The sequence below is a fragment of the Bifidobacterium reuteri DSM 23975 genome (genome assembly GCF_000741695.1).
Lineage (GTDB): Bacteria > Actinomycetota > Actinomycetes > Actinomycetales > Bifidobacteriaceae > Bifidobacterium > Bifidobacterium reuteri.
Window position 1 is genome coordinate 75,292 of record NZ_JGZK01000010.1, and the last position, 23,801, is coordinate 99,092.

Below are 23,801 nucleotides of genomic sequence, written 5' to 3' on the forward strand. Positions count from 1 at the left end.
TTGCGAACGTGTGGCTACGCGACTTATCCACATTTCGCACCGAACAAAAAGTTATCCACATTTTTTGGCATGAGTTGTGGACAATACCAAAAACGTTGATAAATCAAGGGTTTCGAGTGATGTCATTGGACATTTTCAGGTTGTAGCAACTGTGGTTATCCACAGTTATCCACAATAGTTCTGCACACGGTGGATAACTCGGAGCCTGTCCATGCGGATGGCAAGACTTGGAACATACATATTGCAAGGAGGATTGATGGCCAAGAAGGATCATCACGAGGAAGCTATCGAAACAGCTTCTGAAACCCTTCATCGGATCTTTGAAGGGCAGGATTCAGGCCTCGGCACGCAGATGGCTGACGAAAGCTCTCGTTATGAGGCCCTTCAGAACGCCACGTTCCCCAAGCCGAAGCGTACCCGTCTGATAGCAGTCGCCAATCAGAAGGGGGGAGTGGGCAAGACCACGTCGACAGTCAACCTTGCTGCTGCACTGGCGAAATATGGCGCTCAAGTATTGGTCATTGATATGGACCCTCAGGGCAACGCTTCCACGGCATTGGGTGTACCCCATGCTTCAGGAGATCCCTCGACTTACGATGTTCTTGAAGGACGCAAGCCGATTCAAGATGTGTTGAGCGTCTGCCCTGATTTCCCCAATCTGGATGTGGTCCCTGCATCAATCGATTTGAGCGGTGCTGAATTGGAAGTCGCCGATTTGCCGAACCGCAATACTTTGCTGAAGGAAGCACTTGACCTGTATCTGCGCCAGTCGGATAAGCACTATGATTACGTGTTCATCGACTGCCCGCCGAGTCTGGGCCTGCTGGTGATCAATGCGATGTGCGCGGTCACAGAAATGCTGATTCCTATCCAAGCGGAATACTATGCACTTGAAGGTCTCGGACAGTTGATCAATACCATCGGATTGGTTCAGGATCATTTCAATCCCGTACTGCTGGTATCCACGATGCTGGTCACCATGTTCGATCGACGCACGTTGCTGAGTAGGGAAGTGTTCAACGAAGTCAAGGGCCACTATCCCAATATCGTGCTGGACACTACGATTCCGCGATCGGTGAAGATTTCCGAAGCGCCAAGTTTCTCACAATCCGTGATTGCCTATGACCCCCGTGGTCTTGGGGCCATCGCCTATAGCGAAGCGGCATTGGAAATCGCTGGACGCTCCCAGCATGTACTTGACGCGATTGATGCGAGGAGGAAGTAATGGCATCGAAATCACGACTGGGCAAAGGTCTCGGCGCTCTATTTCCTGATCTCCCGGGGGAGGACTCTGCCGAGCACACCAAGAAGGATACCGAGAAGAAGGTGAATCCGGAAGAAGCCGCCAAGAAGGTCGCCGAAACCAAGTCGGCTTCCAAGGTGCTAGCATCTGCTGCCACCCCGGCTGCAATAAAGGGCAAGCCGTCAACCAATGTGAAAAAGAACATGGCGAAACGTGCCGCCATGCCAGCGTTGGATGATATCGCCCACCCGAGCGACTTGTTCTTTGGTGCTGATACGCCGCAGCCGCAGCTGAGCGGGGTTGAATCAACCTCGCTGTCCAACACCAGGAACGAGCATGTTTCACGTGAAACATCTGCTGCAGCAGCAGCGGGTTCCGCCAAGAACAATGCTGATACGGAAAAGGGCAAGAGTGGAGATGAGAAGAAGCCGGAGCTGAAGCCTGTGGAGGGCGGCTATCTCGCGGAGCTCAAGCTCAGTGAGATCGGTCCGAATGCCCACCAGCCTCGCACCATCTTTGATGAGGATGATCTGAACGAGCTGGCCGCTTCCATCAAGGAAGTCGGCGTCTTGCAACCGATTGTGGTGCGCAAGCGTCCGGCCTCTCAGATTGCCGAGGCGAAGCAGCAGCATGAATCGCAAGACGGTGACGCCGCTGCCAATCCGTTCGCTGGCCATTTGGACAGCCCCTATGAGCTGATCATGGGCGAGCGTCGTTGGCGCGCCTCCCAGCTTGCTGGTCTGGAGACCATTCCAGCAATCGTCAAGACCACTGCGGATGACGATATGCTCCGCGATGCGCTGCTGGAGAACCTGCATCGCGTGGCGTTGAATCCTCTCGAAGAAGCCGCCGCATACCAGCAGATGATTGACGAGTTCGGTCTGACTCAGGCACAGCTTTCGAAGTCGGTGTCGAAGTCCCGTCCGCAGATCGCCAATATGCTCCGACTGCTTAACCTGCCTGCTGCCGTGCAGAAGAAGGTCGCGGCCGGCGTGTTGTCTTCCGGGCATGCTCGTGCGTTGCTGGGATTGACCGATCCCGAGGAAATGGACAAGCTGGCGTCGCGCATCATCGCCGAAGGATTGTCGGTGCGCAGCACTGAGGAGATCGTCGCGATGAAGATCGCCTCGGGGGAGCAGCCGAAGAAACCGAAGAAGTCGAAGACTAATCCGTGGCTGGGATCGGCTGTCCAGCAGAGTCTGGAGAACCATTTTGACACGAAGGTATCCATCAAGGGCACGCAGCAGCATGGACGCATCGAAATCGTATTCTCCTCGCCGGAGGATATGGATCGCATCCTCAATCTCCTGGTGCCCGAGCAGTCCAAAGCTGACGGTTCCAAGTGGGTGTGATATTGCGTGTCGCACAGTGCAGAGCGTTAATTTGAAATAGTCGGCAGAGCGCCGATTGAGCCCGATTCTACCAATCGCACAAGGGGCTGGCTCGTTCACGTTGCGAGGCAGCCCCTTATCTCGCATTCAATTTACTATAGATTCATATACCAATATTTTGTACAACGATTTTTTTCCCACTAGTTCCCACTAGTTCCCACCAAGACAAAACCTGAAGTATTTTTGAGCCCAATGGTGACGGGTGTCGAATGGATTCCACTGCTGGGTTGCCGGTAAAGGCTTCGATGACTTTGCTGTGCGCAGAGCGATCGGATGCAGGGAAGCCGGGGGAAGATGCGCCCTCCGCACCGGAAACCTCGTTCATTACTATTCCTGCGAATGGATGCTTGCTGGTACCGGCATGGTCGTTTGCTGTGATTGGAGTGCCGACTGACACTGATCTGTGAGCGGCGATCATTTGGAGGTTCGAGACTGCTTGTTATTGCGGCGAGGTATCCTATGCATAGCATAGAGAGAAGCGGGTGCGGTGGTGGCCCGATGAAGGCGGATGATGATGGGGTTTAGGAGAGAGATGTCGGGGCGACACATCAAGAATCGTGACAACAGCGCGGCACTGGTCAAGAACACCTCAGTCGGCGTGGTAGGCCTGATGCTGGTACTGGCCATTGGGGCCGGAACAATGAATATGAACAACGTCACGGCCGAGGCGGAGGATGCCTCCATTCCCATGGTTGTGGATAAGCCGGCGAAGGCCGTCCCGCTTCCTGCGTCCGTAGCCAAGACGAACGCGCCGGTTCCCAATGCCAAGATTATCGCGGAACGTGAGGCGCAGGCGAAGGCCGCCGAGGAAGCCAAGAAGCAAGCCGAAGCGGCAAAACTTCAAGAGGAACAGGCGAGGCAACAGGCCGAGCAGGCTAAGTTGCAGGCTAAGTTGCAGGCTGAACAGGCAGCCAACAACGCCGCTTGGATGAATCCGACCGGCTCTCAACCGAATCTTGCCGATTATCAGAATCTCAGCGTCCGCGTCAGCCTTGCCGAACAGCAAGTGCACGTGATGAGCAACGGTCAAGACATCTATGTGATGAAGGCCAGCACCGGTGTGGATGATGCCACGCCGCACGGCCGGTACTACATCAATGGTCTGCGGGGTGATTCATTCTACAATCCGAATGAGCAAATGGGTGCGCGCGACTGGGTCGGATTCATCGGCGGCACTTACCTGTTCCACAGCGTGCCGACGGACGCCAACGGCAACTGGATCGTTTCCGAAGCCGAAAAGCTCGGACAGCCTGCGTCCCACGGATGCGTGCGCCTCACTGTAGCCGATGCGGCGTGGTTCCGCCAGCAAATCCCGACCGGTACCCCCATCGACATCGGCTGAGAGGCGGTCGCATCGGCTGACGCCTGATTGCGATGCCTATATGTGGCCATATGGCGTTCAGTAACTGTTAAGGATCCTTGAATAGCAATACGGGCACAGCGGTTTGTCGGGATCATTGTAAGCGTAGCCTCGAATGCAGCTTTCATGAAAAAGACTATTGCACTCATCGCATAGCACGCCTTCGCCGTATTCAATCGGCTGATTGCAGTACGGGCATTTGCTCAGTCCCTTTGTGCTATATGAATATCGGATCCGTCCATTGGTCGACACAATCACATGTGGGCCGCTTCTACGGAGAGGGCCGCTTCCACCAAGGGGGCCGCTTCTACCAAGGGGGCCGCTTCCACTGGAGGAGCTTCCACTAGAGGAGCTTCCACTAGAGGAGCTTCCACTGGAGGAGCCATACTTCAGATTCTCTCTGAACTCTTTATACTGCTTGCTCATTAAAGCCGGAATCAGCAGATTAAACACCGCCGCGAGGCTGAACATCAGCATTATCCAAAACGAATGGACAAAGAACCCATATACCGCACCAATGAGCAAGACAAGACTGACTATCACTCTCAGTATGATTTTCATACATCCATAGTAGCCCTGTAATCATTGTGCCGATTTCGCTTGTTCGGACGTATATCGACCTTTCGCAACCCCTAATACGGTTCGATGTTTTGCGTAAGAATGCTGATGGCATAATTACGGCGTAGCATCTATCAGCGTATTGCGACTGAAACTCATCGTAGAAGTCGTTATTGTGCTTTCCTGTGGTGTTTCCGGGGGGTATTATTGAAAAAAATGCGATTTATACCCCCGGAAAACACGTTTAACCAAGACTGTACATGCAGAAGAGGAATATGCCATGGCGTTATACCCGCGCGAACGATACTTGGAGCGACTCCGTCCTTTCTATGATGATGCTGGGTTAATAAAGGTGATCACAGGCATTCGCAGATGCGGCAAATCATCGTTGATGGCATGCGTCGCAGATGAGCTTAGGAATCGCGGTGTCGACGGGCGGAATATCATTATGTTGAATCTGGATAGTAGGGAACTCCGCAAAGTAACCACCGCGGATCAGCTTGATGCGGCCATCGAATCGCGGATTCCTGATGAAGGATTCGTCTACCTTTTCATTGACGAAGTACAGAACGTCAGTGGTTTCGAGAACGTAGTCAACGCTTATCGTGAGGACGGTCGGTTTTCTATCTTTATAACCGGGTCGAATTCTTATCTGTTGTCTGGCGAATTGGCAACCAAACTTACCGGGCGATACGTAGAGCTGGAGATGTATACCCTCTCGTATGGCGAATATCTTGGTATGAAAAGCTTCATTGGGATTTCAAGTAATGCTGACATGCTGTCATTTAACGATTACCTCACCTATGGCGGGTTTCCAAAGGCGCTGGAATACAGCGATCCTGATGCAAAGGCCATGTATGTTCAGGATGTGATTCAGCAGATTTTTGACAAAGACATCACTGCCCGTAGCCGCATCTCGAATCGGGATTCATTCAACCGTGTGCAAACGTATCTAATCAACAACTATGCGTCTCCCACAAATCTGACCCGCATTGCTCAGTATCTGCAGCACAGCGAGCACGTGATTATAAAACGAGAAACTCTTGCCAAGTATGTGCGTATGCTCGAAAACGCAAAGGTCATATACAAATGTCCTCGCTTTGATCTGAAATCACGCAGATCATTACGCGGTGGTGAGAAGTACTATATTGCTGATCCAGGCGTATATTTTGCACGCAACATCGATGTAAGACTGAGCTATGGGCCGGCTTTGGAGAATGCATTGTATTTGCATCTGCGTGCTAAGGGGTATGAGGTTAGCGTTGGGCGCATCGGTAAGCTGGAGTGTGATTTCATCGTTCGCAAACGTGGACGATATGCATATATTCAAGTTTCAATGAGTGTTCTTGACCCATCGGTCGAAGAGCGTGAGTATCGACCGTTTACGTTCATACGTGATGGTTTCCCGCAGTATTTGTTCACTCTTGACCAGCTTCCCTTGCAACGTGATGGTGTACGCCATCACAACCTCATGGAGTTCTTGGCCAATGATGGGGATATCGAATTTGAATGATTCCACTGATCTGATACGTCGACGTTCGAATACTAGGTCAGTGGTTGCGGCCTTTCAAACATAGTGGACAAGAGACATTCGGAACTTCAGCTCCCGGACGGCTGTACGTCCGGGAGCACTGCGCATCTGCTAGTCGCTAATCGTTCAGGTAGGCCTGCGCATCGAGCGCGGCGCGGCATCCCATGCCGGCGGCACTGATGGCCTGACGATAGACACGATCCACGCAGTCACCGGCGGCGAAGATTCCCGCGGCAGTGGTGCGGGTGCTGGCACCGTCGACCGTAATGTATCCATCGGAGTCACGAGTCACCACATCGGCGGCGAAATCGGTGGCCGGCGTATGTCCGATGGCGACGAACACCGCAGCAGTCTCCAGTTCGCTTTCCTCACCGGTGACGGTGTTCTTCAGCGATACGCTACTGACATTGACCTGCGGCTTGGGGGTAAGCGACAAACCGCCAAGGTTCAGCGCCGGTGCTGCAGGAGCCGTAGCTGGCGCAGTCTCGGTGCCATGAACTTCGGTCACTACGGTATTGGTCAGCAGGCGCAGCTTCGGGTTCTGCTTGGCGCGGTCGACCATGATTTGCGAGGCGCGGAACTCGTCACGACGATGAATCAGGGTGACCGATGAGCCGAAGCGCGTCAGGAACAGCGCCTCTTCGAATGCGGAGTCACCGCCGCCGACCACGACAATAGGCTTGTCACGGAAGAAGAAACCATCGCAGGTGGCGCAATAGGATACGCCGTGACCGCTCAGCTCCTGCTCGCCCGGAACGCCGAGCTTACGGAAATTGGATCCGGTGGCGATGATCACGGCTTCGGTCTGCAGTACATCGCCGTCGGACAGGTTGAGGCGATAGCTGGGGCGTGCGGAGTCCTGGCCATCGGTAGCTGGCTCGACGGCTTCGATGGCGACGACATCGTCGGCGATGAACTCGGTGCCGAAGCGCTTGGCCTGAGCGCGCATGTTGTCCATCAGCTCGGGCCCCATGATGCCTTTCGGGAAGCCGGGGAAATTCTCGACTTCCGTGGTGTTCACCAACTGTCCGCCGGGAGTCAGCGCGCCGGTGACCATCACCGGATCCAGACCGGCGCGTCCCAGATAGATGGCCGCGGTATATCCGGCCGGACCCGATCCGACGATAACGACCTTGTGCTGCATGTGCCACCCCTTGTTCCGTATGAATGCTCGATTCGTATTCGTTACTCCAGAATCTCCATCATAGGGGTGGCTAGCGCCCATTTGCGCCATTCAGCTGCAAGCTGTAGCAGAACATGGAGGGAGCCCATGCCTCCCTCTGATGGGACGCACATCCTCTCTGAGCGTAAGAGTTTATGGCTCCCTCTGATGAGGGAGCTCCCGGCGGCAGCCGGGTGAGGGAGAGAAGCCCGCAGGCGCAAGCCTGCGACATAAGCACAGTATCGGCCGAAGGCCGATGCCACCGCCCAACCAAGCATTGCAAGACCGCTCTTATGCAATTCGTTGGCGTACCACCTGATCTATCCGTGTGCATACTTCAAGGAACAAGCGATCCACTTCAAGGTTCGAGAATCTGATGACCATCAGGCCTTCATGTTCCAGTTCCTGTGTACGTTGCAGATCCTCGATCTGTTGCTGCTGTTCGTAATGGCCACCGCCGTCAAGTTCGACCACAAGCCGTGCTTTGGCGCAGTAGAAGTCGACGATGAACCGTCCAATAGGTTTCTGTCTTTGCCAACGTATTGGATACGTTTTCAGATATTCGTGCCAGAGTTTGCGCTCCCATGGAGTCATGTTGCGTCTGAGCATCCGCGCCCTTGCGGTATTGGCCCGATCATAATCCTTCATGTATCGAGGATACGCTGGATTTGTGGGAATGGGAATGGAATCGGCCTTCGGCCGATGCTGTGTTGTATGCCGCAGGCTCGTGCCTGCGGGCTTCTCTCCCTCACCCGGCTACGCCGGGAGCTCCCTCATCAGAGGGAGCCGCAAACTCTTCCACTCAGAGAGCCTGTACGTCCCTTCAGAGGGAGTCGCGAACTTGTGCACACTTCCCATCAGAAGGCTGCGGGCTTTTACTTTGGGTTAGAAGACTTCGATCTTGACGATGTAGAGCTGGTTCTGGGGGAGGCTGTCCATCGGGACCCACAGCATCAGATCCTGTGTGGTGATGGACTTGGTGAACTTCACTTCGGTGGTGCCACCCTCGGCGAACGTGAACGAGGCCATCTCGGTACCGTCAGCCGGGTTGCCGGTGGTGTTGGCGCGGATGTAGCCCTTGCCACCCGAACTGCGGATCGTGATGATCATACGGGACACATCGTGCGGCTGGTCGAGGTGCAACGTGTAGCCGTAACCGGACTGGCCGCCGGGGTTGGATACGAAGTTCGCGTTGGCGATGGCGTACGCGGTGGTGTTGTTCACGTGCGGCTTTGGCACGGAGCTGACCGAGCGATCCTCCACGACCTTCTTCACAGTGGACTTCTTCTCCGTGGACTTCTGCTCAGAAGACTGGTTCCCGGAGGACACGGACGATGAATCGGACGAATTCGATGAGGAATCCGACGATGAAGAGCCGGTGGCGGAGTCGGAATTGCCGTTGCTGGCCGAATCGGAGGAACCAGCCGATGAGGAGTCCGACGACGATCCCGGGGTGGAATTGCCGAACGGCACTTCGTTCATGTTCACATCCGGCCAAGCGTCCTTGGAAGACGATTTCGTATCAGTGGCATCGGCGGGATCGTTGCCACTGGCCTGGAAAGCGCTCCATGCCCAGAAGCCGGCTGCGACCACCACGACCAGCGCCACGACCAGCGCCACAACCTTCGTCGTGAGGCTGCCGAACAGGTTCTCGTCCGGCAGCTTGTCATCCTCCGCGCTGGACTTGACAGGCGGGTTCTTGGGGTCATAACTCGGCGGAATGGCAGCCACCTCGGCGATACGGGCCTGCTCCTCTTCCAGCGCGCGCAGCGATTCTTCGCCGGGCTGGATCTCACGTCCGCCGCCATCGTAGATCGGGATACGGCTGGTGGTCTCTCCAGTGGCATCGATTGGCACGGTCGGATGCGAATTACCGGCAAACGTGCCGTTGGCCGGCGTATTGAAATCGTTGAACCAGTCGGCTGTGTCATCGCCGGAAAGGTTTTCCGCGTTCCAGGCATCGGAGAACTTGAAGTCGAAGAGACGACGTCCTTGGGCATCCATGCCATCGGTGCCCGCGGCGGAAATCATCGGTCCTGCCTGCGAGATGGCCATCTCGGGCAGCTGCTTGCTGGTGATCAGCGAATCGGGAATCTCGGCAAGGTTCGGTTTGCCTTCGAGATCGCGGAACTGGGTACGCACTATGGAGCATTCGCCGGCAGTGATCGGCAGATCGATATCCGATTCGGCGAGGTCCTTCACCGGCTTCCACTCGCCCAGCAACGCATCGAGTTCGGCCAGTGAAGCCATCGGCAACGCCAAGGCATCCTCGTCGAACAATTCCAGCCCGCGCTTGCAGATCACTTGGAATTCGCCCGGGGTGTCCGCAGGCAACGCGGAAAGATGGAATTCAGGCTGCTTGCGGCTGCGCTGACCGGTCAGCATCGAATACAGCAATGCCGCCAGCTGACGGACGGCATGACGCTCGGCACCGTCATGCTCAAGCGTGGTCCCCGACGTGTCGGCCAGCAGCGGAGCGAACGGAGCGTCGGTGATTTCCACGCCATTGCCGGTGATGCGGACGGTGTCGGTGTTGACCACGATATTGCTGGTCACGCCGAAGAGCATCGGGCGAAGCACCTCGGACAGCTCGCCGATGATGGAACGCATCGCATGATAGCTCAGTGGCGAAGACGCCTTGGTGGCCAGATAATCGCTCAGCGACCGGCCGTCGTCCACAGGCGTGATGACCAGCAGCACATCCCCCTGACGGCGGTATTTGAGCACAGATACGAAATTCTTGGGGTGCGTGGCGGTGATGGTGCCTGCAATCTCGTTGATCATCGTGAGATGGTCACGATTGGAGACCAGATATAGCTGGCAGTCCTTGGCCAGAATACGGTCGTTGGCCTTCCATGCTTCAATGCCCGGTGCTTCGCGCAACAATGACACCAACGTATAACGATTGAGAATGGTATCGCCCAGTTGCGGTTTCATATGCCTGTCTGACTCCGTACGGTTGTGGCTTGGAATTGTCTTTGACATTCTATCCGTGGGGATGGCCTTGACGGCGTCCTCCTCAGGGGTGATTTCAGCGGATGGTTCGCTGGGTGAAACAGGCTCTGCGGGACCGTCCGGATTCCCGCTCGGGGTGCCGTCGGAACCGCTGTCCGGCCGCTCGCCCGGATCAGTATCAGGGTCGGTGCCGGAACCGCCGGTTGCTGCGGTGGCATCTTCCGCGGCTGCGCCTTTCACGGCGGTATCGCCTGCCGCAGTCGCAGGGGATGGTATGAAGGGGACTACGCGGGCGGCTTTGGCGAGCACCGGCCCGGCGATCGCACTCAGCTCAGCCGTGCGCAACAGCCACAGAACCGCCACATATACGACCGCCAACACGATGGTGAGCACTATGCAGATGCCCATTGCGGAAAGCCAGCTCATGTGGCCGCCACCGGCTTGTCCGGCGAGGTGCCCTGCAGGTTGCGCGCCGGTTGCATCAGCACCGGCCATCGCAGCGCCGCGTCTGCCGAATCTGCCATCCATATGCTTCGCCGGCTGGATGTCGGCCCTGAACAACGCCACCACCGGTGACTTGAGCAGCCACACCACCACGCCGGCCACTACAGCCGCCGCAATCGCCTTGCCATAGGCTACGGCCACCGTCTTCAATCCAAGATGGCCGTCGAACTTGCGCCTCAGCATCATTAACGTTGGCGGCAACGCCACAATAGAACCTATTGGCGCGGCGCAGGCGATGCCCACCACCCACCACTGCGGCGGCAGCACCATCATGCCGCCCACCATCAGCGCGATGACGAATGCGTAGTCGATGAGATTGCACAGGAAGGGGTGCAGACCGTCCTCGAACGCATAGAACGTGCGCTGGATCAGCAGGAAGCCGGAGACCAGCGGGATGCCGAAGCTCAGCGGAATCAGCGCATAGGAAATCAGCATCGTCTCATTCATCGAAACGGACGGCAGCAGCGCTCGGATGATCGGCTCGGGGAACACGATCATCGCCGCGGCGAAGAACATGATCACCAGCCCCACATTGTTCAGCGCGCTGCTCAGATCATTGCGGGCCTCACTCAGATCATGGTCGGCGATGGAACGCGAGATCTTCGGGAACATCGCTGTGGAAACGGACACGGCGATGAGCGAATACGGCAGGATGAACAGCGTATACGCGTTCTGATAGGTGGCGTTGCCTGCGATGTCGAACAGACTGGCACCGGTGAGCTCCTGCGCCCGCAATGGCGCCAGCGTGGCGATTCGCGTCTGGATGATCGTGGCGATTTCGGTGATGACCACCACGCCCAGCGAGCCCAAGGCCACCGGTCCCATAGCCTTCAGACCGAATCCGGACAGTCCGAACTGAGGTCGGTATCTGAACCCCAGTTTCACTAACGGTAGAAACAGGACCAACGCCTGGAAGGCCACGCCCAACGTCCAGGTGCCGGCCGTCAGCGCTATCTTGCCCGGGTCCCAGAAATCCAGCGGCTGTTCGTTGGCCTTGCCGAACAGCAGGATGAACGCGGTGAAACCGGCGCAGCTGATGACGTTCGCTCCGGTGGAACTCCACGCATAGGCGGTGAAATGGTCCTTGGCGGCGAGAATCTGCCCCAGCACGGTATAGAGGCCGTAGAAGAAGATCTGCGGCATGCACCAGAGCGTGAAGGCGGTGGTCAGCGCGATCATCTGATCATTGTCGCCGCCCACATACAGTCGGGTCAGCAGCGGCGATGCGGCGCCCATCAGCACCGTGACCGACAGCAGGATCACGATGGCCAGTGTGATCAGACGATTCAGGCGAGCCTCGGCGTCCTTCTCCTTGAGCGTGCGCACGATCTGCGGAACTAGCACCGCATTGAAGATGCCGCCGGTTACCAGCGTGAAAATAGCCTGCGGAATCATCGAACCGGCCTGATATGCGTTCGCGGCCAGACCGGTGGTGCCCATTGCTGCGGCCAGCAGGATTGTACGAATCTGACCGGTCACACGGGAGGCCGCGGTACCGGATGCCATGATCAGGGAATTACGGCCTACGGTAGAACTCATTCGTCGGGATCCTTCTTACGGTTGAACTGGCGCCATAAACCCACGACGCCGAGCAGCACCGCGAAGCCGATGATGATGAAGCCGCTCGCATCGCTGATGCGTAGCACGCTGGTGATTGGCGTGTTCTGTACATTGCCGAACGCAGTGCCGCTGCGGTCCGTCAGCGAGACATGTGCGGTGGTGGAACCTGACGTGGAGACGCGGATCGTGAACGCCACCTGTGCTTCGCTGTGTGCGGGAATCACCAGGCTAGTCGTGCGCGAGGTGACGATCTGCATGGAATCGGTGATGGAATTGACGTTGATGCTGACCGCGTATGGCAACGCGTTGCTGACGGTGATTGGCATCTTCGCGGATTCGCTGAACACCGACACTGATTCGGATGGTGTGATGCTCACGCTGTTGAGCAGGGTGCTGGCCATGTTCATCGCGGCGTCGGCCATGCGCTGGTGGGCGTCCGAAGGTTCCGCGCCGGTGAGCGCGCGCAAGGCCATATCGTCGTGGACCGCAAGCAGGTCGGCCATCCATTGCGTCGGGTCGTTGTCGTGATTCGCCGTGCTGTTGGCGTCACGTCGGGCAAGCGCCTGCGGATCCAACGACGAGAGGTCTGTGGCGTTCACGCTGTCTTCCAGGATGGAGTCGCCCAGTCGCAGTATGTGCTGCCGGCTGGTGATCAGCTGGTCGAGTATCGTGCGCGTGGCGGACATGTCCGGTGTGCCATCGCCCTGGTTCACCGAATCGCTCACGTCATACGGGTCCGCTGCGGCCATGGCGTCAAGGCCGGTGAGACTGAGCCAGGATGCGCCTTCGAGCGCGCTCATCACCTGATTCACCCAGCCCGACGTGCTGTCCCTGTTGAAGGTCATGAGCAGGTGGCGCGAGGTGTACGGCTGTTCCATCTGATAGAACGCGCTCTGCGCCATCAGACGGGCGAGGCGGCCGGCGTCGCTGGTTTCTGCGGCGGCCGCCTCGCTGGTGGCACGGCCCTGGGCCAGCGTGCTCAGTTCGGATTGGGCTTTGAGCACGGTCACATCCCCGGCCGACGTGTTCACCACATACGTGCCGGTGTGCACGGTATCGGTCTGTTCGTTGTCGAACGAAGCGTTGGCGATGACTGTGGTATAGCCCTGCGCACGCGCCTTGGTCAGCGCGTCCATGCTCCAATTCGCAGCGCCCTGCCAGGCATATGCAGTGGGCGCGGCTGCGGTTTTGGCGGCCACTGCATACTGCGTCTGCGCGGTTTTCGCCGACCACTGATTATCCGCTATGCCGGCGTTGCCGTATGAGGCGGGATCGTTGATCGCGGCATAGGACGTGATATCGAAGTCGGCGGGCTGCATGACGCCCGCCACGGTGCCGGTGCTGCCGGACTGTTGCACGTATACCGGGTCGGCTACGAGCTGCAGCGCGGGATGCTTGGCGGCCGTCTGCTCAAGCGTGCGAGTCGCCGCAAGGCTCTGCGCATTGATCGCCAATGGCGTGCTGCCTGCGGTTGTCGCCGTGCCGGTTCCGCCATTGAAACTGTCAGAGGAACCTGAATCTTCCGCGGAACCGCTTGTGGAGGAACCGCTCGAGGAACCGTTGCTGTTACCGGATGATGAGCCCGCATCCGTGTCGCTGCTGCCGGTGCCGGTATTGTTCGCGTCGTCGTCGGTATCTTTTTCGCTGCCGTTCGCGGACGCAGGAGCATCGGTTTCTTCGATGATATTGGTGATGGCTTGATCGTTGGTCTGCCAATCGCCCGAGGTCAGCGGCATCGCCACAGTGAGGTTCATCGCCGGGGTCTGTGCGGTGTTCAAGCCGTCCGTGGAGCGGGTCAGGAAACTGTGGAGCTCGGCCTGGGCGTCGCCGGCGACATAGACGAGCTGCAGCGGTTTCGGTCCCCAGCTGCGCAGCAAGGACAGTGTCTGGTTGTCCGCTGGAATATTGAACGACACGGTGCTGCTGCCGCCAGCCTTGATGGATGGGACATCGACTGAATCGAGCAGGTTGGGCGTGGGGATGTGGGTGCCGTTTTCCGCCCACGACTGCATATCCGATCGTGAGGCGAACGTGAACAGGGCATTGATGGTCGCTGTCAGGCTGCCGGCGGGAGCATCGCTGTCGCTATGATTCGCGACCACCACTTGCATGTGGAATCCGGAGGATGCGCTGACCACCGGTGTGCTTTGCGCGATGGTCAGTGTTTCGGCATGCTGCTGAGCCGAGGATTGGTCCGATTGCGACGCGGAAGCGTCACCGGTGGCGTCATCGGCCCATGCGACCGGTGTAAACAGCATCGCTCCGACTGCTATGAGCGCAGCGAGGGCACGTGCACATCGTCCGCCGTGATGCGTACGGCGTTGCATTGCGGGTAGGTTCACTCGTTTGCCTGCCTGTTCTTCTTCTTGGCGTACAGCCACGCGATTTTCCGCTCGTTCGGATAGCTCAATACATCATCCAGATCATCGAAGCGCACCCAGATGGCGTCTTCCGCCTCATGGTCCGGATCGCCTTCCACCGTCAGTTCGCCGCCGGTCTGGCGCAACGCGAAATGGTGCACCAGCTTGTGCACGCGCTGGGTGGTGCCGGTGAACCAGTAATCGATGGTGGCTATCGAATCGATGACCTCGCCCAGAATGCCGGTCTCCTCATGCACTTCGCGCACGGCGGTCTGCTGCGGAGTCTCGCCTTTTTCGATATGCCCCTTGGGCAGGCACCATTCCAGATGTCCGGAACGCGAATGGCGGGCGATGATCGCCACGCGATTCTGGTCGTCGAAAATCAGTCCGCCTGCCGAATATTCGCGCACCACCGGCAGTTCCTGCGCATCCAAGGACGCGAACGTGGTGGGGCCGTCCGATGTGCGGCGTTGCGGCATGATGGCCGGCGTAGGGCCCGAACTGGCGACGGCGACGGTTGGTGCCGTCAGAGGAGTCGCAGCCGCTGCAGCCGTTGCCAGTTCGGAAGTCACGGCAGTCGCCCCGGCATGGTCCGCGCCGTCCGATCCGACTTTGCCCAACGTCGCTGCTGCGATGGCACGCATGGCGGCCGCCGCCGAAAGCGGGGCGGACGCCGGCGTCTTGGGTCCACGAGGCGCTGTCCTGTCTGCTACGTCAGTCGCATTTGATGCAGCAGTGGGTGTTGCCGCAGCCTTGGTTGTGTCCCCGGCTACGGTGGTGTCCACGACTGCTGCCGAGACGGCTGCGGCATTGGCGGCGACAGTCTCGGCTTCAGCGGCGATGCCCTCGGTTTGACCGATTATCGTCCCATTCGCCGTGGCGATGGTCACCGTGGCGCGCATGCCGAACACCATGGCGGGAGTAGGCATCGCGGACCTTGATTCCGGTTTGCGATTCACCGGTTTCGGCTGCGGAACTGGTGCTGGCTTGGGGCGCGGGGCGGACGCGGCAGACTGAGATTGGCGGACAGCCGTCGCCATATGCGATTCATGTGCGGCATGTGAACCACTGGAGTCCACAGTCTGATCATCCTGACCATCACCGGTGTTCGACTGATCGGCATTCGCGGTCGCAGCCCGGTGGATAATCGCGGCAATCATCGCCGGACTGATTGGAGCGCGGCCGTCATCATCGGATGCATCGGCATCCGAATCGGCGCGTTCGGCACGTTGTCTATCTGCCTCAATACCGTCCAAATCGGCGGAATTCTGCGGAGTCTGCGAGGAATACAGCAGTTGGTCTTGGGTATGGTTGCCCGCATCACTGGGTGTTTGCCCAAGCATCTGGGCAAGGTCGGCGGGCGTAATCATGCTTTCCACCATACTCAATCCCGTGTGCAGGTGGGGTAACGGTATGCTGGGAGGGCAGAAAAATGTCACATAGGGGAAGGTGCCCATTGGATTTTGAAGTGTGGCCCGAGGCGATCGAACTTGGTCGACTGTTCAAGGAGCAGGGCTATGAGCTGGCACTGGTCGGCGGTCCAGTCAGGGACCTGCTGCTGCACCGGCGCAGCCACGACCTCGACTTCTGCTCTTCGGCGCGGCCCGAGCAGTTCGAGCCGATTCTGCGCCGTTGGGGACATGACGGCTTCTGGGATATGGGCCGCAAATTCGGCACGCTGGGTGCCATGCGCAGGCGGGCTGATGGCACCGAAGTCAAGGTCGAGGTGACCACCTACCGTTCGGACACCTACGATCCGGATTCACGCAAGCCGGAAGTCAACTATGGCGACACTCTTGAGGGCGACCTGTCCCGTCGTGATTTCACCGTCAATGCGATGGCGCTGCGCGTGCCCGATCTGGAATTCGTCGACCCGTTCGGCGGTGCCAACGATCTGGCCAAAGGGGTGTTGCGCACGCCGGTCGATCCCCGGCAGTCATTCGACGACGATCCGCTGCGCATGATGCGCGCGGTGCGGTTCGTGGCCCAGCTGGGCTTCTCCATCGCGCCGGACGCGGCCGAGGCGATCACTTCGATGCGCGACCGCATCGGCATCGTCTCCGCCGAGCGCGTGCGTGACGAGCTGACCAAGCTGCTGCTCTCTGACCGTCCGCGCGCGGGTCTTGAGGCGCTGGTGGATTCCGGTCTGGCGGACATCGTATTCCCGGAGATTCCGGCGTTGCAGCTGCAGATCGACGAACATCACCGTCATAAGGATGTGTTCGAGCACACGATGATGGTGCTGGAGCGCGCGATTGCGTTGGAGACCGGCCCGGACGGCCCGGTGCCTGCTCCCGATCTGACGCTGCGTCTGGCCGCCGTCATGCATGACATCGGCAAGCCGAAGACCCGCAAGTTCGAGCCCGGCGGCAAAGTGAGCTTCCACCACCATGATGCGGTGGGGGCCAAGATGACCCGCAAGCGGCTCAAGGCGTTGCGTTTCGACCATCATCTGGTGGAGGACGTCTCCGAACTGGTGAACCTGCATCTGCGCTTCCACGGGTATGTGGATGAGCCGTGGACCGATTCCGCGGTGCGACGCTATGTCAAGGACGCCGGACATCTGTATGAGCGCCTCAACCGCCTGACGCGCGCGGATGCCACCACGCAGAACAAGCGCAAGGCGCAGATCTTCGCGCATGCGATGGATGAGATGGAAGAGCGCGTGCGCGAGCTCAAGAAGAAGGAAGACTTCGACGCGATCCGCCCCGATGTGGACGGCAACGAGATTATGGCCCTGCTCGGCCTCGAGCCCGGACCGATGATCGGCCGCGCCTACAAGCACATGCTCGAATACCGCCTTGACAACGGTCCGGTCGAACATGACGTGGCCGTGGCCGAGCTCAAGCGCTGGTACGCCGAACTGCAGCAATAAACTCTCTGGATGGACGTGCCTGCCAACTGCGCGCGTAGCGCGTCCGTGATTGCAGGCCCTCTCTGATGAGGGGCTGTCAGCGGAGCTGACTGGGGGAGAGACCGGGACGACTGTATGTTTCTCTCCCTCACCCGGCTGCGCCGGGAGCTCCCTCATCAGAGGGAGCCAACATTGTACTGTCATAGGCCCCCTCTGACGGGACGTTGCCGTGAAGCAAACAGCGGCGGTATTTCGGCCCTCTCTGATGAGGGGGCTGTCAGCGTAGCTGACTGGGGGAGAGACTGGCGACTGCGTTGATGCCGCAGGCTCGTGCCTGCGGGCTTCTCTCCCTCACCCGGCTGTCGCCGGGAGCTCCCTCATCAGAGGGAGCCACAAACTGTTCCACTAGGAGAACCTACACGTCCCATCAGAGAGAGCCAAGGCATAGCTGCTACTGCTGATCCGTGTTGGCGGGCTTGACGTCGGCGGGGAGGTCGGTCATCTTATCGGCGGCCTGGCAGCCTTGGATGTCGGTGATTTCCTTGCCTTGCTGCGGGGATTGTTTCTCGTCGTTCAAATCGCTGAACGTGGCGCCGAGCACCACATCGACGAGCTGATCGTCGCGCTGGATCATCACCATCGTGGCGTCAGTGAAGTTGCCGGCCACCGTATACGCCTGATTGATGGCGTTCTTGCCGAAGTACACCGTAGTGCGTTCCACGCTGGTGGAGGAGAAGTTGCCTGCCTCCTGCATGGCGAATCCGCGCTTGGCCAACGCCTTGCTCACCGCCGAGGCGAACTGCACATGGGATGTGCCGTTGAGCACGCGCACATTGACGGAACCGTTGGGCACATACGTGGCCTTGCCGCTGTCATTCTTCACTGCACAGGGGGCCGGATTGCCAAAGTTCGGTTCGGCGAGCGGCGTGGCTACCAGTCCCAGTCCGCCCACGTGGAAATTGAACAGCAGCGCAACCACCAAGGTGGCCGCCACAATCACGCCGGTGATGGAGAATACGACGGTTTGACGGTGGCGCACATAGCGCTTGCGGGCCTGACGTTCGTCAATCTGTTGCGGCATCGTGGGACTTCCTTCACTTACGAATGGCTTGTTGCTACCTTAGCGTCACTGGGTGACGCCGATTATCGGCATCACAGGGGCTTTGGCCCGGATGATTCGATCGGCCGCATCCTCACGCACCCATGCGTCGATGACTCGTTGCGCAGAGGCGTCGTCCGGCACGAACGCCACCACCGACGGGCCGGAGCCGGAAATGAACGCATGACGCGCTCCGGCTGCCAGAGCCGCGCTGATGGCGCGCCCGCTGCGAGGATGCAGGCTGATGGCCGCGGCCTGGAGATGGTTGCGGTCGCCGTCTGCGGCTCCCATGATGTCGAACGCGTGATAGACCTCGGGCGTGCTGAGCTGCGATTGGTACGCCCCGACCAGTACGTCGCCGCAGAATCCCTGCGATTCGAGTTCGCGGGCTGCGGCGCTTTCGGCCGTGATGTCTTCGATCTGCTCGCCGAAGCCTGTGCCGTGCGCCAGACCGCCGGTCAGGCAGAACGGCATGTCCGCGCCCAGTGTGGCGGCGATGGCGCGCAAGCGATCGATAGGCCAGTCGAGGTTCCAGAGGCGATTGATGGCCAGGATGGTGGCTGCGGCATCCGCTGACCCACCGCCCAGGCCGGCACCGACAGGAATGCGCTTGGTGATGGTCAACGCCACATCCGGATCGCGGCCTGCGGCCTCGGCCATGGCGAACAGGGCCAATACCGCATGATTGCGGCGCATGTCGCTGGTCGACGACGCCAGGTCGCCCAGATGCGCTCCTTCCAGATCAAGGGAGAATCCGCTGCCGGGAGCTTTGGCTGTCGCGGTGACCGTGTCATACACGCCTACAGCACAGTAGATGGTATCTAGGGCATGCCGTCCGCCCCATTCCGCATGCGGCTCACCGACGGCAAGGGTGAGGTTGGTTTTGGCCGGGCAATCCACGCGGATCGTGAACGGCAGCGGCGTGCCGCTGCGCATCGGGATTTCGCGGTGATCGCCCTGCGTGGGCTGTCCGGAGTGTTCGGTGAGGTGCTCTAGGTGTTCAGGGTGCTCGTCATGCGCCGAGTGGATACGTTCGAGAGTGGCGGTGCTCATATCATGCCACCTTGCTTTCGGTCGGGTCGTCGGCGCCGGTATCGCCCTCCGTGGAGGCTGCTGTGGTTGGTGAGGTCGCCGTGGCTGAGGTCGCCGTCAACGCGGACGCCAGCGCGGAGAATTCGGAGATGGTCAGTGTTTCACCGCGACGGGTCGGGTCGATGCCGGCCTGCGCAAACGCTTCGGCGGGCACCAGATGTTTCAGGGCCGCATGCAGGGTTTTGCGCCGTTGTCCGAATGCTGCGTCAATCAGCTGGAACACGGTCTCGCGGTTCGCGGCATGCTCGCCGGTGGCGGGATTGACCGGGTCGTCGGCGGCGAACCGGGTGAATTTCACCAAAGCGGAATCCACGTTCGGTGCTGGCCAGAACACATTGCGGCCGATGGTGCCCACACGCTCGGCCGTACCATACCATGCGAGCTTCACGCTGGGGGTGCCATAGATCTTGGAACCGGGTTTGGCGGCGAGCCGGTCGGCCACCTCTTTTTGCACCATGACCAGGAACGAGGTGAGGTTGTCGAATCGCTCCAGCAGCGTCAGCAGAATCGGCGTGGCTACGTTATACGGCAGGTTGGCCACCAGGGTGAAACCCGTGTCTCCGTTGAAATCCGGCACATTCTCGGGGGTCACGGTCAGTGCGTCGCGATTGACCACGCGCAACCGGTCGGACGCCTCAGGCATGAATTCGGCGACCGTTTCGGGCAGACGTTCAGCCAACGGCGGGTCGATCTCCACGGCGGTCATCGAAGCGCCGGTCTCCAGAATCGCCAGTGTGAGCGAACCCAGACCCGGGCCGACCTCCATCACATGATCGGAGGCGGTCACGCCGGCCTCCCGGACGATACGGCGTACCGTACCTGGGTCGATGACGAAATTCTGACCGAATTTCTTGGTGGGGCTCACGCCGGCCTCGTCAGCGATGCGACGGATGTCGGCCGCGCCCAGCAGATGGCCGGTCGTTTGACCGGATTGCGTGCCGGTAGTGATGGTGTTGTCAGTCATAACGTGTTTTCCTTGCGGTCCTTAGTACCAGCCGACTTCTTCCGAATGCTGCCATGCCTTGGATGGACTGCCATAGCTTTGCGCGATATAGAACAGTCCCCAATCGATCTGTACGGCGCCATCGTCACGGTAATTCGCGCCGAACATGGCCATTTTGTCGGCGGGCAGCGACTGTGGGATGCCGTATGCGCCGGACCGTTTGTTCTCTGCGGACCAGGACCATCCTGACTCACGGTTCCACAGCTTCACCAACGCATCCCAGTCGGTGCCTGTCCAGCCGCGCTGTGCCGCGGCACCGGCGGCATAGGCTTGCGCCTGAGCCACCGTTGGATGCCAGAGGCGACCGGAAGGCGCCGGGTCGGTAGGGGTGGTAGTGCCGCTGTTGCCGCCCGAATTGCCCGAGTTACCGGAATTTCCCGAGTTACCGGAGTTATTGCCTGAGTTGCTGCCGTTGTTCGAGGAATCGTTCCCGGAGCTGCCCGAGTTACCCGAATTATTCGATCCTGAGTTACCGCTTGAGTTACCGGAATTGTTACTCGAGTCGTTGCCGGAGGAATCGTTCTTGCCGGAATCATTGGAACCGGAATCATTGGAACCGGAATCGGCCTTGGTATCCGAATCGGCGGAATCGGAGTCCTTGGAATCATCGGAACCTGACCCATCGCCGTCGGTTTTCGGCTTCGCTTGGCCCACGGCGATGATCTGATCGACTGCCATCTTGGTCACGGTTTCGGACTTCAACGTTTCGGATTCGGCCACGCCGTCCACATAGGTGACGCTGTACACCTGTGTTTTCTCGCCGTTCTGCCCTTGTTGACGGACCTCGGTCTTGCCCTCCTCGAGATTGGGGTCGATGATGGTCCGCGTGTCGAACGGGATCGAAGCGGTGCGCGTCTCCTCGCCGTGGGTCACGCGGCGGACGCGCAATATCGTCTGATCGCCGTCCTTCTCCACACTGACCCGGTCTTCCTTGCCCAGCACGATGCCTTTGGAATCGAGGATGGAGGCTGCGGGCAGCTTGCCATTCGGTGCCACCGAACTCTTGCCGTCCGCGATGACGGTGACCGGGCCTTCCTGATTGATGACCATGCCACCGGTGAGCTGGTTGTAGATGTTATTGATGTCGACGGTGATCTTGGCAGCTTGTGCGTTGTTCTCCTGGAAGAAGCCCAGCAGCTGGTCGGCGCTGGTGGCCACGGTCCAGAACGGCACCGATGTGCCGTCGATGCTGATGGTGGTCTGATAGGCGGAGCGCACGGTGACCACGGCGTGGTCGGCGAGATGGTCGCCTGAAGATGTTTCGACGATGTCATGGGATTTGACGTCGATGCCCTGTTCCTCGAGCAGGCGGGCGGTGGTCATGGCGTAGGTAGTGACTTGCGTGGTGGTGCCGTTCACGTTCAAGGCCACCGATTTGCGCGCGGTGAAGGCGAAAGTGCCCATCATCGCCGCTGTAAGTGTCACTACACAAGCCATTACGCGGATGCGACGCAGTGTAACAAACCGCTGCGGGGTCCAACGCCGAGCCATGTCTTATCTCTTCCTGATCGCCGGATACATACGCCCACCATCGTAACGGCTGGTCTGGTACGGCTAGTGCGTTCCCCGGCCACCGTTACCATTCCTGCCCGGATATGCGGCTCTGACGCGGCCGGAGAGCGGGGCGGAGTGGTCAGGAGTGGCGAGGGTTGGGTTATGAAGTAAAGAAAAAGGGGGCGGGAGAGAAGGGGATTTCCCGCCCCCTATGAGGGCACGGAGCAGGTTGGGGGACGCTCCGCCCCTAGTCCAGGAAGCCATAAGTTGGGGGAAGGCTCCTGGAGAACTTACACAAGCAAGATCTCTTATACGCGGGAGCAACCGCGCATCCCTGTTACTATGATACGCTTTTTTCTCGCGCAACGAGCCTCTTGTCGGGATCGAACCGACGACCTGCCGCTTACAAGGCGGCCGCTCTGGCCATCTGAGCTAAAGAGGCGTGTCCCGAAAACGCAACATCGCGGATGCAACGTTTTGAACAAGTGACTAGCATACCAGCACTCCGGGAATGCGCACTGCCCGTGTCGGGACAGGACACGGGCAGTGCGCAGACGGAACGCGGGCAAAATATCAGGCGGTGATATCGATGGGCTTACCATCGGCGCCGATGGATGGCATGTCACCCTCCACGCCCACCTGATCGGACGTCAGACCGATGGCCTTCAGGAAGCCGTCCACCATCGTGGTGTTCGCCAGCGTGATGTTGTTCAAGCTCCAGTAGTTGTTGTTGATGGTCAGCGTGGGGGAGGAGAAGGAGCCGGAGGAGTTGAACAGCTCCGGGCGGGAGACGGTGTAGTCGTTGGAGGCGTTCAACCAATCCCAGTACTCGTTCTTGCCGCTGAATGCTGCCTTGGCCACGTCCTCGCTCACCCCGGCCTTGATGGCCTGCTCCTGAAGCTGGGAATCCTTGACCGAGACGTACTCGGTCAGCTCGCCGGGCTGGAATCCGTCGGCGTAGATGTTGGCGAGGTAATCGACCAGATGGTTCGGATCGTCGTCATGCTCGGCGATGTAGATGGCACCGTTGAAGGCGCGGTTCGAATAGTTGTCCGAGCTCTTGTTGTCCTGGAAGTTCAGGAAGTGCAGCTCGAGGTTGAGCTGGCCGGCGTTCATCATCTTCACCAGTGTGGGGTCGAGGTTGCGGTTCACCGAAGCGCAGCCCGGGCATAGCGGTTCCATGTAGATGGCCACGGTCGGCGCCTTGTCCACCTTCTTGCCGTAGCCGTCCTTGGACATCAGGAAGCCGCCCTTGTCGTCCGCCTTGGCGGGTTTGGTGGCCGCGGACTGCATCTTGCTGTAGGCCTCTTCCGCGCTGGCCGAGGTCTTGGTGACATTGCGGTAGATGACCACGCCGATCACGGCCACTAGCGCCACGACAATCGCCACGACGATGATGGTCTGCTGCTTGCGCTCCTTGGCGGCCTGCTCGGCGCGCGCCTTCTGCGCTGCCTCTTCGGCGGCGCGACGCTCCGCACGGGTGACGCGCTTGACCTGACGCTTGGAATCAGCCATGAAAACCCCTTCGCATTCGTTCACATACTGTGAGATTCGCTAGATAGCTGGGCTCCATCATAATGATGGGCGCTGAGTACGACTGTGCTGAGAGCTGATCTGAGATGAATTCCATGTGAA

Annotated in this window: 16 protein-coding genes and 1 tRNA gene; 5 read left to right on the forward strand and 12 right to left on the reverse strand. The window is 59.1% G+C overall.

Annotated features, from left to right (window positions below):
- Nucleotides 1–256 precede the first annotated feature (256 nt).
- Nucleotides 257–1,225: a ParA family protein gene (locus tag BREU_RS08625; protein WP_044089264.1), complete on the forward strand. Its 969-nt coding sequence runs from the start codon at nucleotides 257–259 to the stop codon at nucleotides 1,223–1,225.
- Nucleotides 1,225–2,595: a ParB/RepB/Spo0J family partition protein gene (locus tag BREU_RS08630; protein ID WP_044089265.1), complete on the forward strand. Its 1,371-nt coding sequence runs from the start codon at nucleotides 1,225–1,227 to the stop codon at nucleotides 2,593–2,595. Before BREU_RS08625 ends, BREU_RS08630 begins: the two co-directional genes overlap by 1 nt.
- A gap of 142 nt (nucleotides 2,596–2,737) precedes the next feature.
- Here BREU_RS08630 and BREU_RS11960 read toward each other — a convergent pair whose 3' ends face one another.
- Entirely contained in the window at nucleotides 2,738–2,959 is a 222-nt protein-coding gene (locus BREU_RS11960) for a hypothetical protein (RefSeq protein ID WP_152598591.1), read from the reverse strand.
- Between the two features lie 207 nt (nucleotides 2,960–3,166).
- On the opposite strand from BREU_RS11960, the gene BREU_RS08635 reads away from it, so the two are divergent.
- On the forward strand, nucleotides 3,167–3,976 hold the full coding sequence (locus tag BREU_RS08635; RefSeq protein WP_238567042.1) for a L,D-transpeptidase: 810 nt from the start codon (nucleotides 3,167–3,169) through the stop codon (nucleotides 3,974–3,976).
- A gap of 856 nt (nucleotides 3,977–4,832) precedes the next feature.
- The gene (locus BREU_RS08640) at nucleotides 4,833–6,065 is read left to right on the forward strand and encodes an ATP-binding protein (protein WP_044089266.1); all 1,233 of its coding nucleotides are present in this window, start codon (nucleotides 4,833–4,835) and stop codon (nucleotides 6,063–6,065) included.
- A gap of 136 nt (nucleotides 6,066–6,201) precedes the next feature.
- Here BREU_RS08640 and BREU_RS08645 read toward each other — a convergent pair whose 3' ends face one another.
- The 5 genes from BREU_RS08645 to BREU_RS12540 all read right to left on the reverse strand — a co-directional run bounded on the left by BREU_RS08645 (nucleotide 6,202) and on the right by BREU_RS12540 (nucleotide 15,553).
- Nucleotides 6,202–7,227 (reverse strand): NAD(P)/FAD-dependent oxidoreductase, encoded by a 1,026-nt coding sequence (locus tag BREU_RS08645; RefSeq protein ID WP_044089267.1) that lies wholly within the window; start codon nucleotides 7,225–7,227, stop codon nucleotides 6,202–6,204.
- A 309-nt stretch (nucleotides 7,228–7,536) separates the two neighbouring features.
- Nucleotides 7,537–7,893: an endonuclease domain-containing protein gene (locus BREU_RS08650; RefSeq protein WP_044089268.1), complete on the reverse strand. Its 357-nt coding sequence runs from the start codon at nucleotides 7,891–7,893 to the stop codon at nucleotides 7,537–7,539.
- Nucleotides 7,894–8,130: 237 nt separating this feature from the next.
- Nucleotides 8,131–12,243: a murein biosynthesis integral membrane protein MurJ gene (locus tag BREU_RS12425; protein ID WP_044089269.1), complete on the reverse strand. Its 4,113-nt coding sequence runs from the start codon at nucleotides 12,241–12,243 to the stop codon at nucleotides 8,131–8,133.
- Nucleotides 12,240–14,522 carry a DUF6049 family protein gene (locus BREU_RS08660; RefSeq protein ID WP_044089271.1) on the reverse strand — a complete coding sequence of 761 codons (2,283 nt, stop codon included), beginning with the start codon at nucleotides 14,520–14,522 and terminating at the stop codon, nucleotides 12,240–12,242. The genes BREU_RS12425 and BREU_RS08660 overlap by 4 nt, the downstream gene beginning before the upstream one ends.
- 80 nt (nucleotides 14,523–14,602) lie before the next feature.
- Complete coding sequence (locus tag BREU_RS12540) at nucleotides 14,603–15,553, reverse strand: NUDIX hydrolase (protein ID WP_169740247.1); 951 nt, start codon at nucleotides 15,551–15,553, stop codon at nucleotides 14,603–14,605.
- 527 nt (nucleotides 15,554–16,080) lie between these two features.
- Between BREU_RS12540 and BREU_RS08670 the strand changes: the two genes are divergently transcribed.
- Nucleotides 16,081–17,499 (forward strand): CCA tRNA nucleotidyltransferase, encoded by a 1,419-nt coding sequence (locus BREU_RS08670; protein WP_044089273.1) that lies wholly within the window; start codon nucleotides 16,081–16,083, stop codon nucleotides 17,497–17,499.
- Nucleotides 17,500–17,929: 430 nt separating this feature from the next.
- On the opposite strand, the gene BREU_RS08675 is transcribed toward BREU_RS08670, so the two are convergent.
- From BREU_RS08675 to BREU_RS08700, 6 genes are all read right to left on the reverse strand, one after another.
- Nucleotides 17,930–18,559, reverse strand: a complete 630-nt coding sequence (locus BREU_RS08675) for a LytR C-terminal domain-containing protein (RefSeq protein ID WP_044089275.1) — start codon at nucleotides 18,557–18,559, stop codon at nucleotides 17,930–17,932.
- Between the two features lie 45 nt (nucleotides 18,560–18,604).
- Nucleotides 18,605–19,513, reverse strand: a complete 909-nt coding sequence (locus tag BREU_RS08680; protein ID WP_044089305.1) for a 4-(cytidine 5'-diphospho)-2-C-methyl-D-erythritol kinase — start codon at nucleotides 19,511–19,513, stop codon at nucleotides 18,605–18,607.
- Between the two features lie 118 nt (nucleotides 19,514–19,631).
- Nucleotides 19,632–20,633 carry a 16S rRNA (adenine(1518)-N(6)/adenine(1519)-N(6))-dimethyltransferase RsmA gene (gene rsmA, locus BREU_RS08685; protein ID WP_044089276.1) on the reverse strand — a complete coding sequence of 334 codons (1,002 nt, stop codon included), beginning with the start codon at nucleotides 20,631–20,633 and terminating at the stop codon, nucleotides 19,632–19,634.
- A gap of 21 nt (nucleotides 20,634–20,654) precedes the next feature.
- Entirely contained in the window at nucleotides 20,655–22,163 is a 1,509-nt protein-coding gene (locus BREU_RS08690; protein WP_044089277.1) for an aggregation-promoting factor C-terminal-like domain-containing protein, read from the reverse strand.
- Nucleotides 22,164–22,534: 371 nt separating this feature from the next.
- Nucleotides 22,535–22,608, reverse strand: a tRNA-Thr gene (locus tag BREU_RS08695).
- Between the two features lie 131 nt (nucleotides 22,609–22,739).
- Nucleotides 22,740–23,681 carry a DsbA family protein gene (locus BREU_RS08700; RefSeq protein WP_044089278.1) on the reverse strand — a complete coding sequence of 314 codons (942 nt, stop codon included), beginning with the start codon at nucleotides 23,679–23,681 and terminating at the stop codon, nucleotides 22,740–22,742.
- Nucleotides 23,682–23,801: the final 120 nt, after the last annotated feature.

Bases quoted from the DNA above. Each gene is read 5' to 3' on its own strand.
- BREU_RS11960 (WP_152598591.1), bottom strand. From the start codon at position 2,959: ATGAACGAGGTTTCCGGTGCGGAGGGCGCATCTTCCCCCGGCTTCCCT.
- BREU_RS08630 (WP_044089265.1), top strand. From the start codon at position 1,225: ATGGCATCGAAATCACGACTGGGCAAAGGTCTCGGCGCTCTATTTCCT.
- BREU_RS08650 (WP_044089268.1), bottom strand. From the start codon at position 7,893: ATGAAGGATTATGATCGGGCCAATACCGCAAGGGCGCGGATGCTCAGA.
- BREU_RS08690 (WP_044089277.1), bottom strand. From the start codon at position 22,163: ATGGCTCGGCGTTGGACCCCGCAGCGGTTTGTTACACTGCGTCGCATC.
- BREU_RS08640 (WP_044089266.1), top strand. From the start codon at position 4,833: ATGGCGTTATACCCGCGCGAACGATACTTGGAGCGACTCCGTCCTTTC.
- BREU_RS12425 (WP_044089269.1), bottom strand. From the start codon at position 12,243: ATGAGTTCTACCGTAGGCCGTAATTCCCTGATCATGGCATCCGGTACC.
- rsmA (WP_044089276.1), bottom strand. From the start codon at position 20,633: ATGACTGACAACACCATCACTACCGGCACGCAATCCGGTCAAACGACC.
- BREU_RS08680 (WP_044089305.1), bottom strand. From the start codon at position 19,513: ATGCGCAGCGGCACGCCGCTGCCGTTCACGATCCGCGTGGATTGCCCG.
- BREU_RS08625 (WP_044089264.1), top strand. From the start codon at position 257: ATGGCCAAGAAGGATCATCACGAGGAAGCTATCGAAACAGCTTCTGAA.
- BREU_RS08645 (WP_044089267.1), bottom strand. From the start codon at position 7,227: ATGCAGCACAAGGTCGTTATCGTCGGATCGGGTCCGGCCGGATATACC.
- BREU_RS08660 (WP_044089271.1), bottom strand. From the start codon at position 14,522: ATGCTGTTTACACCGGTCGCATGGGCCGATGACGCCACCGGTGACGCT.
- BREU_RS08700 (WP_044089278.1), bottom strand. From the start codon at position 23,681: ATGGCTGATTCCAAGCGTCAGGTCAAGCGCGTCACCCGTGCGGAGCGT.
- BREU_RS08675 (WP_044089275.1), bottom strand. From the start codon at position 18,559: ATGCCGCAACAGATTGACGAACGTCAGGCCCGCAAGCGCTATGTGCGC.
- BREU_RS08635 (WP_238567042.1), top strand. From the start codon at position 3,167: ATGTCGGGGCGACACATCAAGAATCGTGACAACAGCGCGGCACTGGTC.
- BREU_RS12540 (WP_169740247.1), bottom strand. From the start codon at position 15,553: ATGCCTACTCCCGCCATGGTGTTCGGCATGCGCGCCACGGTGACCATC.